Annotated in this window: 14 protein-coding genes and 1 pseudogene; 12 read left to right on the top strand and 3 right to left on the bottom strand. The window is 65.7% G+C overall.

Annotation, left to right across the window (positions count from 1 at the left end; genetic code table 11):
* The first annotated feature begins 6 nt into the window (after nucleotides 1-6).
* The 4 genes from KB879_RS22015 to scpA are packed head-to-tail and all read left to right on the top strand — an operon-like array spanning nucleotide 7 to nucleotide 4,544.
* Nucleotides 7-294 (top strand): MSMEG_0570 family nitrogen starvation response protein, encoded by a 288-nt coding sequence (locus tag KB879_RS22015; protein ID WP_153955958.1) that lies wholly within the window; start codon nucleotides 7-9, stop codon nucleotides 292-294.
* A 35-nt stretch (nucleotides 295-329) separates the two neighbouring features.
* Nucleotides 330-1,616: an MSMEG_0569 family flavin-dependent oxidoreductase gene (locus KB879_RS22010; protein WP_153955957.1), complete on the top strand. Its 1,287-nt coding sequence runs from the start codon at nucleotides 330-332 to the stop codon at nucleotides 1,614-1,616.
* A gap of 1 nt (nucleotide 1,617) precedes the next feature.
* Nucleotides 1,618-2,454, top strand: a complete 837-nt coding sequence (locus KB879_RS22005; protein WP_153955956.1) for a Pnap_2097 family protein — start codon at nucleotides 1,618-1,620, stop codon at nucleotides 2,452-2,454.
* Nucleotides 2,451-4,544: a methylmalonyl-CoA mutase gene (gene scpA, locus KB879_RS22000; protein ID WP_211979766.1), complete on the top strand. Its 2,094-nt coding sequence runs from the start codon at nucleotides 2,451-2,453 to the stop codon at nucleotides 4,542-4,544. The genes KB879_RS22005 and scpA overlap by 4 nt, the downstream gene beginning before the upstream one ends.
* A gap of 137 nt (nucleotides 4,545-4,681) precedes the next feature.
* On the opposite strand, the gene KB879_RS21995 is transcribed toward scpA, so the two are convergent.
* Nucleotides 4,682-5,263, bottom strand: a complete 582-nt coding sequence (locus KB879_RS21995) for a TRAP transporter substrate-binding protein (protein WP_371827372.1) — start codon at nucleotides 5,261-5,263, stop codon at nucleotides 4,682-4,684.
* Nucleotides 5,264-5,282: 19 nt separating this feature from the next.
* On the opposite strand from KB879_RS21995, the pseudogene KB879_RS39485 reads away from it, so the two are divergent.
* From KB879_RS39485 to KB879_RS21970, 6 genes and pseudogenes are all read left to right on the top strand, one after another.
* Nucleotides 5,283-5,474, top strand: a pseudogene (locus KB879_RS39485) (Zn-dependent oxidoreductase); the annotation flags it as partial.
* 117 nt (nucleotides 5,475-5,591) lie between these two features.
* The gene (locus tag KB879_RS21990; protein WP_013956887.1) at nucleotides 5,592-6,413 is read left to right on the top strand and encodes a type IV toxin-antitoxin system AbiEi family antitoxin domain-containing protein; all 822 of its coding nucleotides are present in this window, start codon (nucleotides 5,592-5,594) and stop codon (nucleotides 6,411-6,413) included.
* Nucleotides 6,397-7,338, top strand: coding sequence for a nucleotidyl transferase AbiEii/AbiGii toxin family protein (locus KB879_RS21985; RefSeq protein WP_013956886.1), 942 nt, complete (start codon nucleotides 6,397-6,399; stop codon nucleotides 7,336-7,338). Before KB879_RS21990 ends, KB879_RS21985 begins: the two co-directional genes overlap by 17 nt.
* 179 nt (nucleotides 7,339-7,517) lie before the next feature.
* Nucleotides 7,518-9,290 (top strand): alkaline phosphatase family protein, encoded by a 1,773-nt coding sequence (locus KB879_RS21980; protein ID WP_013956885.1) that lies wholly within the window; start codon nucleotides 7,518-7,520, stop codon nucleotides 9,288-9,290.
* Nucleotides 9,291-9,472: 182 nt separating this feature from the next.
* Nucleotides 9,473-11,086, top strand: a complete 1,614-nt coding sequence (locus KB879_RS21975) for an ABC-F family ATP-binding cassette domain-containing protein (protein WP_153955954.1) — start codon at nucleotides 9,473-9,475, stop codon at nucleotides 11,084-11,086.
* Nucleotides 11,087-11,180: 94 nt separating this feature from the next.
* Nucleotides 11,181-11,801, top strand: a complete 621-nt coding sequence (locus KB879_RS21970; protein WP_211979765.1) for a DUF2239 family protein — start codon at nucleotides 11,181-11,183, stop codon at nucleotides 11,799-11,801.
* Nucleotides 11,802-11,819: 18 nt separating this feature from the next.
* Here KB879_RS21970 and KB879_RS21965 read toward each other — a convergent pair whose 3' ends face one another.
* Nucleotides 11,820-12,221 (bottom strand): hypothetical protein, encoded by a 402-nt coding sequence (locus tag KB879_RS21965; protein ID WP_013956882.1) that lies wholly within the window; start codon nucleotides 12,219-12,221, stop codon nucleotides 11,820-11,822.
* Nucleotides 12,222-12,389: 168 nt separating this feature from the next.
* Complete coding sequence (locus KB879_RS39480) at nucleotides 12,390-12,524, bottom strand: hypothetical protein (protein WP_249221176.1); 135 nt, start codon at nucleotides 12,522-12,524, stop codon at nucleotides 12,390-12,392.
* A 93-nt stretch (nucleotides 12,525-12,617) separates the two neighbouring features.
* Here KB879_RS39480 and KB879_RS40435 point away from each other — a divergent pair, with 93 nt between their 5' ends.
* Complete coding sequence (locus KB879_RS40435; RefSeq protein WP_319609856.1) at nucleotides 12,618-12,830, top strand: LysR family transcriptional regulator; 213 nt, start codon at nucleotides 12,618-12,620, stop codon at nucleotides 12,828-12,830.
* The gene (locus tag KB879_RS21955; RefSeq protein ID WP_319609857.1) at nucleotides 12,817-13,560 is read left to right on the top strand and encodes a LysR substrate-binding domain-containing protein; all 744 of its coding nucleotides are present in this window, start codon (nucleotides 12,817-12,819) and stop codon (nucleotides 13,558-13,560) included. Before KB879_RS40435 ends, KB879_RS21955 begins: the two co-directional genes overlap by 14 nt.
* Nucleotides 13,561-13,624: the final 64 nt, after the last annotated feature.

The raw sequence follows: 13,624 nt of genomic DNA, 5'->3' as shown, positions 1-13,624 counted from the left end.
ACTGCCATGCCGGTTACCCATTTCCGCATCCGCTGGCCTGACCAGACCGAGATGGCCTGCTATTCCCCATCCTCCATCGTCACGGAGCACTTTGTCGAAGGGACAGCGTATCCGCTGGACGAGTTCGTCGAGCGTGCGCGTACCGCGCTGGGCGCCGCATCCGAGCGGGTGCGGGCCAGGTATGGCTACGCCTGCTCCTCCGCAATGGATCAGCTCCGCATCCTGGAAATTGCCGCGCAGCGGTTCCGGGGCCAGGACGGCGCCACCGTCCGTTTTCTCGGCTTTGGCAGCTAACCGTTCTTCAAATTTCTCGCCTCAAAGGATCCAACATGTCCCACATCATCAACACCAATCCGGGCCAGGCCGCAGAGCCCAGGCACTACGGCGTCATCATTGTCGGCGGCGGCCAGGCCGGACTATCGATGAGCTACTTCCTGAAGCAGGCCGGCATCGACCATCTGCTCATCGAGAAGCACACCGTCACGCACGCCTGGCGCACGCAACGCTGGGATGCGTTCTGCCTGGTGACGCCGAACTGGCAATGCGCGCTGCCGGGCTATCCCTACCAGGGAGATGATCCGCACGGCTTCATGAAGAAGGATGAAATCACGGCCTATCTCGATGGCTTTATCCGGACGGTCGGCGCGCCGGTACTCGAGCATACCGAGGTGCGGCAAGTGAAGGCGCGCGCCCAGGGGGGATTTTCCGTGGTGACGAGCCAGGGTGCATTCACCGCGGACCAGGTGGTGGCGGCCTCGGGTGGTTATCACACGCCGATCGTGCCGCGCATGGCCGAGCGCCTGCCGACGTCGATCCGGCAATTGCAATCGTCCGAATACAGGAATCCCGGGTCGCTGCCCGAGGGTGCGGTGCTCGTGGTTGGCTCGGGCCAGTCGGGCGCGCAGATTGCCGAAGACCTGCACCTGGGCGGGCGCAAGGTGTATCTGGCCGTCGGCGAGGCGCCGCGTTGCGCGCGCTTCTATCGCGGGCGGGACGTCGTGGACTGGCTCGCGGACATGAAGTACTACGATCTGCCCGTTACCGAGCATCCGCTGCGCGAGGGCGTGCGCGATAACACAAATCACTACGTCACCGGTCGCGACGGCGGCCGCGATATCGACCTGCGCAAGTTCGCCACCGAGGGGATGGAGCTCTACGGCGTGCTGGGCGACTACCGCGACGGCCAGCTTCGTTTTGCGCCGGACCTTCGTCACAACCTGGACGATGCCGATGCAACCTACAACCGCATCAACGCGAGCATCGACAAGTTCATCGCGGAGCGAGGCATGGAGGCGCCGCCGCCGAGCGTCTATGCGCCCGTATGGGCGCCACCGGCCGAGCGCACCGAACTCGATCCCAAGGCAGCCGGCATCGGTTCGATCATCTGGTGCATCGGCTTCCGACCGGATTTCAGCTGGCTCGAAGTGCCGGTATTCAACGGCCGCGGTTATCCAGGCCATGAACGTGGCGTGACAGCGCACGCCGGTTTGTATTTCCTCGGGCTGCCGTGGTTGCACACGTGGGGATCGGGGCGATTCTCCGGCATCGCGCGCGACGCCGAATACCTCGCGGGTTTGATTGCCGCGGGCGAGAGCGACACCGCGCTGGCCGCCTGACATGGAAGCCCTTGTCTCGCGCCATGTCGCCGGCATGCCCCAGTTGGCATACACCGGCCTGTCAGAGAACTGGCTGCTGAAGACCTGCGGCGACCTGCACTGGCGCCTGCTGGCCGCCGGCGTCGGCCTGGCGGTGCCGGACTTCCGGGATGCCGAGGGCAATCCGGTGTATGCGGCGTTCACCGCGATCCGCGTGCGCGATGCCGCGCCGCAAACGGTCGGCGAGCACGCCGAGTTCAGCATCGACTCGCGCATCTTGCCAGCGGGCGGCGTGAAGCACCTCAGCGAACATGCGGTCGACATGCAGGGGGACCGCCGCGCCAGCGTGACGATGCTGTCCACCTTCATCCGTCGCACGCGTGAGCGGGACAACCGCTCGGTCGTGCGCACCATGCCGACCGTGGCCGCGAAGTGGGCCGGCGCCGGCCCGTCGGCACAGGCGGCGGAACTGTCGCTGCTAGCACGGCGGTTTCGCTGCGGGGACTGGGGCACGCATCTCGGGCTCGATCAGGCCCGGCATCGTGTCTGCCACGCGGCCGAATACCTGCCGTGCCCCTGCAACGACTTCAATGGTGCCGACCTGCTGTACTTCGCCAGCTTCCAGGCCATGGTCGATCGCGCGGAATGGCAATGGCGCCGCGACGCGGATCCGCCCTCGGTGTTCGCGCGGGACCTGTTCTTCCATGGCAACGCCAATGTCGGCGAGTCGCTGGAGCTGACCATTTCCGCACTGCGCGAGGACAAGGAGGGATTGACGCACTGGTGTGAGATCCGGCGCAGCCGCGACGGCGAGAAGATCGCCGATGTGGTCACGCAGAAACGCTGGAGGCAACGATGAACGCGAACCGGATCGACCTGGCAGGCGCCCTGGAGCTGAAGCCGGTCTACGGGCCCGACGATCTGACTGGCCTTGGCCACCTGGGCGACATGCCCGGCGAGGCCCCGTTCGTTCGCGGCCCCTATTCCACCATGTACCGCGGCAGGCCATGGACCATCCGCCAGTACGCGGGATACGGCGACGCCGCGACGTCGAATCTCGCCTATCGCGAGGCCTTGAAGCAGGGCGCGCAGGGCTTGTCGGTGGCCTTCGACCTGCCGACCCATCGCGGCTACGATTCCGACGACCCTCAGGCGCAGGCCGATGTCGGCATGGCCGGCGTGGCCATCGACTCGGTCGACGATATGCGGCGCCTGTTCAAAGGCATTGCGCTGGACCGTGTGTCAGCATCGATGACCATGAGTGGTGCGGTGCTCCCAGTACTGGCAGCGTTCTTTGTCGCGGCCGAGGAATCGGGCGTCCCGTTCGAACAGCTGCGCGGCACCATCCAGAACGACATCCTCAAGGAGTTCATGGTCCGGAACACCTGGATCCATGCGCCGCAGCCGTCGCTGCGCATCGCCACCGACGTGGTCGAATGGCTGGCCGCGCATGCGCCGAAATTCAACGGCATGTCGATCTCGGGTTATCACTTCCAGGAATCGGGCGCCGATCCGGTGCTGGAACTGGCGCTGACACTGGCCAATGCCAGGACCTATGTCGGCCTGCTGCGTGAGCGCGGCCTTGATGTCGATGCGTTCTGCGGCGGACTGAGCTTCTTCTTCGGCGTCGGCAAACCATTCTTCGTTGAAATCGCCAAGCTGCGCGCCGCGCGGCTCCTGTGGCACGACATCGTGTGCGAGCTGGGCGGCACCAGCGCGCGCGCCACCGCCATGCGCATGCATTGCCAGACTTCGGGTTGGACGCTCGCCGCGCAGCAGCCGCTCAACAATATCGCGCGCACCACGGTCGAGGCGATGGCTGCGATCTTTGGCGGTACGCAGTCGCTGCATACCAACGGCTTTGACGAGGCATTGGCATTGCCGGGCGCGCAGGCCTCGCGGCTGGCCCGCGACACGCAGCTGATCCTCCAGCATGAATTTGGCCTGTGCGAGGTGGCGGACCCGTGGGCGGGCTCCTACCTGATCGAGTCGCTGACCGGCCGCATGGTGACGGAGGTTCGCGCGGTGCTGGCGCACATCGATGCCCAGGGTGGCATCCTGCCAGCCCTCGAATCCGGCTGGGTGCAGCGGCGCATCCACCAGGCCGCGCTGCGGACGCAGGCTCGGCTCGATGCGGTGGAAGAGGTCGTGGTGGGTGTCAACCGCTACCAGGAGCCCGACGACAATGGTCAGGAATGCCTGGAGATCGACGGTACCCAGGTGCGCGTGAAACAGGCATGCCGCCTGGACGCGCTGCGCAGCCGCCGCGATGACGGGGCGGTCCGGCATGCGCTGGCGGCGTTGACCGAGGCGGCCAGGCGGGGCAAGCGCAACCTGCTGGCCTGTGCGATCGACGCCATGCGTTGCCGCGCCACGGTCGGGGAATGTACCCGGGCGCTGCTCCAGGTCTGGCCGCGCCATACTGTCCAGTCGTCCTACGACGCAGCGCTGTATGGCACGGCTCGCGCCGGCAACACGGAATGGCTGGCGGCCTGCGATTGCGTCAGTGCGCTGCACGAGCGGCTTGGCCGCGCGCCCCGGATCCTCGTGGCCAAGCTCGGCCAGGACGGCCACGACCGTGGTGCGAGGGCGGTGGCGGCCGGGCTTGCCGATGCCGGGTTCGTGGTCGAACTGACACCGCTGTTCCAGTCCGCCGAGGCGGTTGCGTCTTCTGCTTGCGATGGCGACTTCGATGCGATCGGCATCTCCACGCTGGGCGGCGCGCATCTGGAACTGCTGCCGGCGTTGCTACACGCCTTGCGGCAGCGCGCGCTCGATGTGCCGGTCTTCGTCGGCGGCATTGTTCCGGCAGACCACAGGCGCTTGCTGCGCCAGTGCGGTGTGCAGGGAATTTTCGGACCGGGCACGCCGATGGAGATCATCGTGAGCACCATCGTGGCTGCGCTCACGTTGTCTAGGATGCCTACCGCGTCCGCGCCCTTTCATTGACACCGGCGCGTTCGGTGGGCAAGCGCCTCCGTCATGCGTCCAGGAGTCGTCGCCCCGCAAATCGCGCCACCTCCCGCGCCAGCAAATCCTCAGTGCAGTTGGCGGTAAGAGTGACGGTAAGGCCTCACAGCCAATCCCTAGAAGTGGGTGGCGATAGACGCCTGCAGCGCGGAGTAGAGCTCGCCGAACGCAATGGCGGTCGGCGAGGCGCCAAGCGCCTTGAACATCGAGATCCAGAGCGGGATGCCGGGCACGCGGATCTTGAAGCCCTTCAGGTCCGCAGGTGTCTGAACCGGCCGGCTGGCCGAGGTGATATTGCGGTAGCCGTTGTCCAGGCACTTGTCGAACACGTGCAGGTTGACCTTGCCCAGCGCTGCCCGCACGTGCGCGCCGACGTCACCATCCATGGCCGCCCAGACTGTGTCGTAGTCCTTGAAGGCAAAGGCAACGCCGTTGATGCCGGCGGTCGGCACCAGTGTCTGCAGGTTGGTACCGGCGGTGGACATGAAATCCATGGCCCCGGCGCGGGTCTGCGAGATCATGTCGGGCTCGGTGCCCAACTGGCTGGCGGGATATACCTGGAGATCCACCTTGCCGCCGGTGTCCTTGCGGATGGCTTCCGCGGCTTCCTTGATGCGCAACGTGCCAGGGTGGTCCGCCAGAAATGCCGTGCCGTATTTGAGCCGGATGCTGGCAGCCTGGGCAAAGCCATGGCGCACCGGCAATGCGAGCGCGAGACTGCCGGCCTCGCGGCTGAACTGCGCGATGTTCCCGACGGTGATTGACTAGATCGCGAAAGGCCTGGTCAATCCCGGGCAAATTGTCACGCACCACGTCGATTTTCGCGATGTTGCCGGCGCGTTTGCACTGGCCGAGGGCAATCCGGGCGAATGCTGCAAGGTGCTGCTTGATTTTGGCCATGGTGGCTGACATTGCACAACGACGCTGGTTTATAATTGTTGAAAAAAGATCACTTATAGTGCTCAAATCGGCATCGGGATAAACCTTTCGTTGGCAAGGGTTTGCTAAGCGTGTATTTTGAACACCATGAGTGATCAAAATCACGGAAAACTAAACCAGCTTCTGGTAAGGCTTGGTGATACCACCTTGGTATCCAGCCGATGGCTGCGCGCGCATGGGTATTCCAACAGCCTTGTCGCACGCTATGTGGCCAGTGGCTGGCTGGTTTCGCCAGCGCGTGGTGTCTACATGAGGCAGGGCGGGCGCCTGCAGTGGCAAGGCGTGGTCCATTCCCTTCAGGCCAACGAGGCATTGGCTGTGCACGTCGGTGGGCGCTTTGCGCTGGCCATGCAGGGGCATGAGCACTACCTGCGCCTGGGCGAAGCGGGCACGATCACGCTTTACGGGCCACAACGGCTGCCAGGCTGGGTGGGCAAGCTGCCATTGAACGAACACTTCGAGTTTCACGGCAAGGGGCCTTTCGAACTGACTGCGTTGCACTTCATGCCCGAGCTGCCGGAAAAGGCGTTGCTCGATCAGGGATTGACATGGCACGAGGTCAGCCCAGGCACCGATGCCCTGGCCTGTTCCACGCCGGAGCGGGCCATGCTGGAACTGTGCGATGGCGTGGCAAATGCGGCCCTGGTCTATGAGGTCGATGCGCTGATGCAGGCGATGACGACGCTGCGGCCGCAACGGGTCGGCATGATGCTGCGCCATTGCCGCAGCATCAAGGCCAAGCGCCTGTTCCTGGCGCTGGCCGAACGCCACCGGCATGCATGGCTAGCGCATGTGCCACTCGATGGCGTCGATCTGGGCCGGGGCAAGCGCGCGCTGGTGCCCGGTGGACGCCTGCATCCGACCTACCAGATTACTTTGCCTGGAGACCTGGATGAGCATCTGGGATAAGCGCTATACCGACCGGGTGCAATTGCTGGTCGAGATCCTGCCGGTCCTGGCGAAAGAGCCGCGCTTCGCACTTAAAGGGGGCACGGCGATCAACCTGTTCGAGCATGACCTTCCGCGGTTGTCGGTGGACATCGACCTGGCCTGGTTGCCCGTGCATGACTTCGCCGAGGATGCGGCCTCGATTGCTGCGGCATTGGAGCAACTGGCCGATGCACTGCGCGCCCGCCCGCTACAACTGCAGGTGCAGTCGTCGGCGGGCGAGGGTACGCGGTCGGTGACGCGATTGGTGGCCAGCCGTGGCCGCGCGCGCGTGCAGGTCGAGACAACACCGGTCATGCGCGGCACAGTGCATCCGGTGCGCAGCATGGTGGTCAGGCCGAAGGTGGAGGAGGCTTTTGGCTTCGCCTCCGTGCAGGTGCTTGATTTCGCCGATCTTTATGCCGGCAAGCTGGCCGCAGCGTTGTCGAGGCAGCATCCGCGCGATCTGTTTGATGTCAGTCTGCTGCTGGAGGACGAACGTGCGGATGAGAGGCTTTGGCGGACTTTCCTGGTGTACCTGACCTGCAGCCCCAAACCTGCCTGGGAGATGCTGGCCCCTCGCGCGCCGGCGGATTTCGCGGCAACGTTCGACGCGCATTTCAAAGGGATGACTGCCGAGCCTGTCAGTGCGGAAGCGCTGCTGGAAAGCCGCGAGCGCCTGCTGGCGCGAGTGGCGGAGTGGCTGGATGAGCCATCCCGTGCGTTTCTTGGATCCGTGGAGGATGAAAAGCCGGATTTCGGGCTCATCGGGCTTCCTCACGCAGTTGAGTTGCCGGGCATACGGCGCAAGTTGCATAACCTGGCCCAGCGCTCGCCAGCCAAGCGGCAGGCGGATCGTCGCGAGCTGGAACAGACGCTGGCGCGGCTCACAGGGCGGGGTGCCTGAAGCACAGGCCCCTGGCGAGCCAGCAGGTGGCGCTTGACGCGCATTCTCTCTTCGTTCACCTTATGTCCCCGGCATGGATGGCCAGGCGTCCCATTGCCGGCGCCAGGCCTTTCGCGGCGATCGCGCCAGCGCAGCCCGCGGGCGAACAACAAAAGGTGACCAAAGGGAGACCATCACAAATGAGCAAGCTACTGCTCGGACCCGTGCTGTCGTTTCGTGGCCTCGGAACGGATGGCTCATGGAAGGTGACGGCGCTCGTTGGCATAGAAGATCAAGCCAGGGTTCCTCAGGTCACCGTGGAAGGCCGCAAGGCCGGCAAGCCGGTGACCCTGCTGCAGCATGCGGGCCGCACCTATCTGCGCTACGACCTGTCCTGCAAGCTGCGCAAGAACGAACGGCGGGTACCGTACAGCATCGAAGGTGTCGGGGAGGCGTGGCACTTTACCGTGCCCGGCAAGGGCTACGCGCCGCGCATGGCCTATGTTTCGTGCAACGGATTCTCCGACCCGGGCGGCATGCGCAAGCTGGTCAAGGCCGAGAACGCGGTATGGGCGGACTTGCTGTGCAACCACGACAAGGAAATCCGTCCGCCAGGCTATGAGCTGGACAAGGAGCAGCTCTGGCACGAGGCGCGTACCCATGACCAGGGCAATCAGCGCTTCCATCTGATGCTGATGGGCGGCGACCAGATCTACTTCGATTCGATCTGGGAAGACATCAAGCTGCTGAAGCGCTGGATCGGGTTGACGCGGGAGGAGCAGCTGCAGTACCCGGTGGACGCTGACCTCGAGAAAGAAATCGAGGACTACTATTTCAAGCTCTACAGCGAGCGCTGGCTGCCTCATGCCAGGTCAGGGTGGGGTAGTGCAGAGAAGCCGCTCGACGCTGCCCAGGCCATGGCACGGATCCCCACGGTGATGATGTGGGATGACCATGACATCTTCGACGGCTGGGGTTCCTATAGCCCCGAGATGCAGCGCAGTCCATTGTTCCAGCGGCTGTTCTTCCATGCGCGCCGGGCGTTCTGGGTCTTCCAGATGCAGCATGCTGTCGAACAGCTTCCCGACCTGGTGCCGCGCACTGACGTCAGGGTCCGGTCTGACGATCCATTGTTCGAACCGGTCAAGTGGTCTCAGGTGCTGTCCGGTGACAAGCTTGCGCTGCCGTTGCTGGACGAGCAGCCGGGGTTCACGTTCACGCATTCGGCTGGCCCAGTCAGTCTGATCGTTGCTGACCTGAGGACCGAACGATCCCAGGAGCAGGTGCTTGGACCCGGTACCTGGGGCGCACTGCAGCGGTGGCTGTCGGGTGTCGAATCGGGCCACGCCGTCAACCCTGGCGGCATCAATTGCCAGCATCTGCTGCTGCTGTCCTCCGTGCCGGTGGTCCATCCCAAGCTGTCGCTGGCCGAAGCCTTCCTGGACAACTTTGGCCAGGATCATGTGCTCGACAGCAGTGCCGATGACCTGAAGGACCACTGGACCCACGACGATCACGAGGGCGAGAGGAAGCGCCTGGTAGAGACGTTGCTCAAGACAGCCAGCCAGAAGCAGCTGCGCGTGACGATCATCTCTGGTGATGTCCATGTCGCGGCCTGGGGTGTCGCCTACAGGAAAGACGTGGGGCCGAAGGACAACTGGGCGCAGATACAGCAGCTGACCAGTACTGCCGTGGTGCATCCCTCGCTGGTCGGGGTCATGGAGCGTCTGTTCTTCCATGTGCTGAACAACGTTGCCCAGTCGAAGCAGGCGCTGGATGTCAACCTGTCTGCGGAAATGATGCTCTTTCCCGGATCCAACCGGTACGTGATGCCGGCCAGGAACTGGCTTGCCATTGAGCTGGACCGGGGCACGGACAACCCGAACGGCTGCAAGCTGTGGGCGACGTGGCGGTGCGAGACCAAGGCAGCATTCTCCAATCACCTGCTGGCTACCGATCCGGTGAACTTATAGTTTTAGCCGAGTCAGAGAGTAGGGCGGGGCGACGTACTCAGGCATGCGTCCCCATGCCTCGCCGATTCAAACCCCATCCGCGGAGGATTCAAGCCATGCGCCATTGATGCCGCCGTCTGCATGACGGCCAGTCTCCACCGCCCCCAAAGCAGGGGGAGTTCCTGGCATCCCTGGAATCTTGCATGTCAAATCCCAAGCTGACGCTGGAAAGCGTTTCCTATGTCCTGCCCGACGGCCGGACGCTCTTCTCTGAACTGTCCGAACAATTCGACGTTCGCCCCACCGGCCTGGTCGGGCGCAACGGTATCGGCAAGTCCGTGCTGGCACGCATCCTGGGCGGGGAGCTTGAGCCCTCCGCGGGGCGTTGCGTGCGGTCGGGCAGCTTGCATTACCTGTCTCAGCAGGCTGCGCATGCCGTGCAGACGTCGGTGGCGGGGCTGGCTGGCGTGCAACCGGTGCTGGATGCGCTGCAACGCCTTGAGGCCGGCAGCACCGCGGCACAAGACTTCGATGACGTCGGCGAGCACTGGAACATGCCGCAACGGCTGCGGCAGGAGCTGGAACGCAATGGCCTGGGCCACCTGCAGGCGGATACCCCGGCGAGCACCCTGAGCGGCGGCGAAGCCATGCGCGTGGCACTGATCGGCGCGTTGCTGTCGGATGCCGATTTCCTGATCCTCGACGAACCCAGCAATCATCTGGACCGGCCGAACCGGCTGGCGCTGATCGCGCAACTGCAACGCTGGCAGCGCGGCCTGCTGGTGGTCAGCCATGACCGGCGGTTGCTGGAGGGCATGGCGCGCATCGTCGAGCTGTCGTCGCTCGGGTTGCGCAGCTATGGCGGCGGCTATTCGTTCTATGCGCAATGCAAGGCGCAGGAGCGAGAGAACGCCTTGCGGCAGCTGGACCAGCGCAAGCTCGAACGCAAGCGGGAAGAACAGTCGCTGCGTGCGCAGCGTGAACGCCAGGAGCGGCGGCAGGCCCGTGGCAACCGGCAGGCGCACGATGCCAACCAGGCCAGCATCCTGCTGGGCCGGCAGAAGGAGCGCAGCCAGGCATCGGCAGGCAGGCTGCGCCTGCAGCAAGCCGCCACGCGCGAAGCGCTCGATGCGCGCGTGCGCGACGCCGCGCAACAGGTGGAGGACGATGCCGCGATCGTATTGCTCGCCTTGCCTGTCAGCCAGACCGCGCAACGCCGCGTAGCTGAACTGGAGGAGGTCGATCTGCCGTTCGTGCCGGCCGCCACGCGCCGCATCAGCCTGGTGCTGACTGGCCAGCAGCGCGTGGGCGTCGTCGGCCCCAACGGTTGCGGCAAATCCACCTTGCTCAAGCTGCTTGCCGGCCAGTTGCAGCCGCTGGCTGGCCGCTGCGCGGTGCATGTCGAAAACGCCTACCTCGACCAGCAGCTGGCCGGCCTGCTGCCGCAGCGCTCAGCCATCGAACAGATGCTGGCCGCCAACCACACCGCCGGGGAGGCGGCCTTGCGCACGCGGCTTGCGCTGCTGGATCTCGATGCGCAGAAGGTCACCGCACCCAGCGGCCTGCTCAGTGGCGGCGAGCGCCTGAAGGCCGCGCTGGCTTGTACCTTGTATGCCGATCCGCCGGCACAGCTGCTGTTGTTCGATGAGCCCAGCAACCACCTGGACCTGGCGTCTGTGCAGGCAGTGGAAACGATGCTGCGCGGCTATCAGGGCACACTGGTGGTGGTGTCCCACGACGATGTGTTCATGGGCAGCCTGGGGCTGACCCATCGCCTGGCGGCTACGTCGGATGGTTGGAACCTGGAACCCTGGTGACCCGACAGCGGGGTGGTTTTATTTATACCCGGATGATATTGACATCTTATTTTATCCGGGTAATATTCGGGAATCGTCTCCAAGGGACATCCCCATGACGAACGCAACGCTTCACAACTACACCACCTTCGACGGCCACCGGCGTATCGCCACGGGCTCGCTGCAAGCCAATGCGCTGGCGCTCAAGCGCGCGCTGGAAGCCGGCGCGGGCGGACCCGTGCTGGTTTTCGACGACAGCAGCGGGCGCTCGATCGACCTGGATACGAGCGGGACGGAGGCCGCCTTACTTGAGCGGACTGCCGAGCGCGCCGCGCAGCTCGAATCCCCGCGGCAGCCAGCCGGCGACAACGACGAAGCAGCGGATGTGGCCGAGCCGCGGGGCCGAGGGCGCCCGAAGCTTGGCGTGGTATCGCGCGAGGTGACGCTGCTGCCGCGCCATTGGGAATGGCTGGCCGCCCAGCCAGGCGGGGCATCCGTGGCCCTGCGCAAGCTGGTCGAGCAGGCGCGCCGGGACAACGCGGACAAGGACCGCGGCCGCCGCGCCAGCGAACGCGCCTACCACTTCATGGTGGTGATGGCGGGAGATCTGCCCGGCTTCGAGGAAGCTACGCGGGCCTTGTTCGCGGGCGATGTGGCGGGCTTTGCGCAGCGGCTCGAGACATGGCCGGTGGATATCCGCGAGCACGTGATGCGCCTTGCGGACAGCAACGCCTGAACGGCTGCGCGGTCCCGTTCAGATGCCGCCCAGCAGGTCATGCGCATCCACGATCGCATAGGCGATCTCGGGATGCTCTTCCATGCTGCGGCGGATGGCGGCGGGGATCGACTGGCGGATCTTGCGGCACAGGCCGGGCTGCTCCTGCACCTGGATGCTGATGCCGCGCACTGTGCGCACGCCGCGGGCGCTGGGGGTGATGGTCAGCACGATGCCCAGCTGGGCCTGCATCAGGCTTTCCATGCGCTGCAATTCCGCCAGGCTGGTCAGGCTCTCAAGCCGTTCGACCAGCCGCTTTTCCTCGGCGCGGGTGAGCCGCAGCACGCGCAAGTCGGCGTTGGGGTCACTCAGCAAGGCTTCGCGCCCGCAGATGCAGGCGCCGGGCGGGCATTCCGTGCGAAGAGGGAGCGGCGCATTCATGTGGGGCGCGGCCACAAGGCCGCAAGATAGCGGGGACGATGACCGGATATGTTAATTCAGGTTGCCGGTCGCCGGTTGCCCGCTGCGGGTGCGCCATCTTGCCCGCCGCCCCTCAGGCGCCCCTCAGGTCCCCGGCCGCGGCACCTGGCCTGGCCGCGCGGGCATGGTTCAGTCCAGCTGCTCTATATGGGCCGACTTAATCAGGGCACGCCATTTGGCGGTCTCGGCATCGATCAGCTTCCGGAACTGCGCGGGCGAGCCGCCGGCCGGCTCGGCGCCCAGCGCCGCCAGGCCCTTGCGCACGTCCGATGCCTGCAGCGCAGCTTGCAGCGCTGCGTTAGGGCTGGCATGAGGCAGCGCGGACGGTCGGACGCAGTGGCAGGCACAGGCGAGTGCATGGGAGCAGGGGTGGCTGCGCCATCGGGCCGGCCGCTCAACTTGCGCCAGATCGAGGTGTTCCAGGCCATCATGCTGGCGGGCTCGGTCAGCGGTGCCGGACGCATGCTGCTTGTGTCGCAGCCCGCGGTCAGCCGGGTGCTGGCGCTGACCGAAAGCCGGCTCGGCTACCCCTTGTTCGAGCGCGCGCGGCAAGCTGTTGCCGACGCCTGAAGCGCGGCGCCTGTTTGCCGAGGTCGAGCAGGTCTACAGCGGCGTACGGCGCGTCAACGAGCTGGCTGCGGCGTTGCACCGCGAAGGCGCCGGCACGCTGCGCGTAGTGGCCAGCGCCGCGTTCGCGCAGCAGCTGGTGCCGCGTGCGCTGGCGCAGCTGCGCGCGGGCGGCGTGCCCACGCGCATTGACTACCGCAGCGTCACCTTCGACGAACTGGTCGGCATTTTCCTGAGCGGTCGGGCCGATGTCGGCGTGTCGATGGTGCCGGCCGGGCATCTGACGCTGTCGTCCACGCTGCTCGGGCGCCAGCCGATGCTGTGTGTCCTGCCGCCGGACCATCCGCTGGCAGGCCGCGAGGCGGTGACGCCGGAGGATTTCGCCGGCAGCGCGTGGATCGGCTATCCGCCCGACACGCCGCTGGGCCGTGCGCTGGCCGGCTTCTTCGGCGACAGCGACAGCGGCGCGCCCGCCATCGAGGTGCATTCCCCGGTCACGGCATGCGCCTTTGTGCAGCAGGGCCTGGGGCTGGCGCTGGTGGATGCGTGGAGCGTGACGCCAGCCATGCGCGCGGCCCTGGCGGTGCGGCCGGTGTTGCCCGCGGTCGGCCTGGAAATCTGGGCGACCCATTTCAGCCTGGCGCCGTTGCCGTTGGCGGGGCGCCGCTTCCTGGCCGCGGTCGGCAAGGTGCTGCGCGACATCCAGCCGCCTGCCGCGTGTGCGCAGGGGTAGTCCGGCAGCAAATGCCGATCCGGTCTATGCTCGCGGCAGCGGTGCGGCCCGACGGCCCCCGACG

Source organism: Cupriavidus sp. KK10, assembly GCF_018223725.1.
GTDB classification, from domain to species: domain Bacteria; phylum Pseudomonadota; class Gammaproteobacteria; order Burkholderiales; family Burkholderiaceae; genus Cupriavidus; species Cupriavidus necator.
Note: the sequence above shows the minus strand (reverse complement) of the source record. Positions and strands in the feature narration are given on the sequence as shown.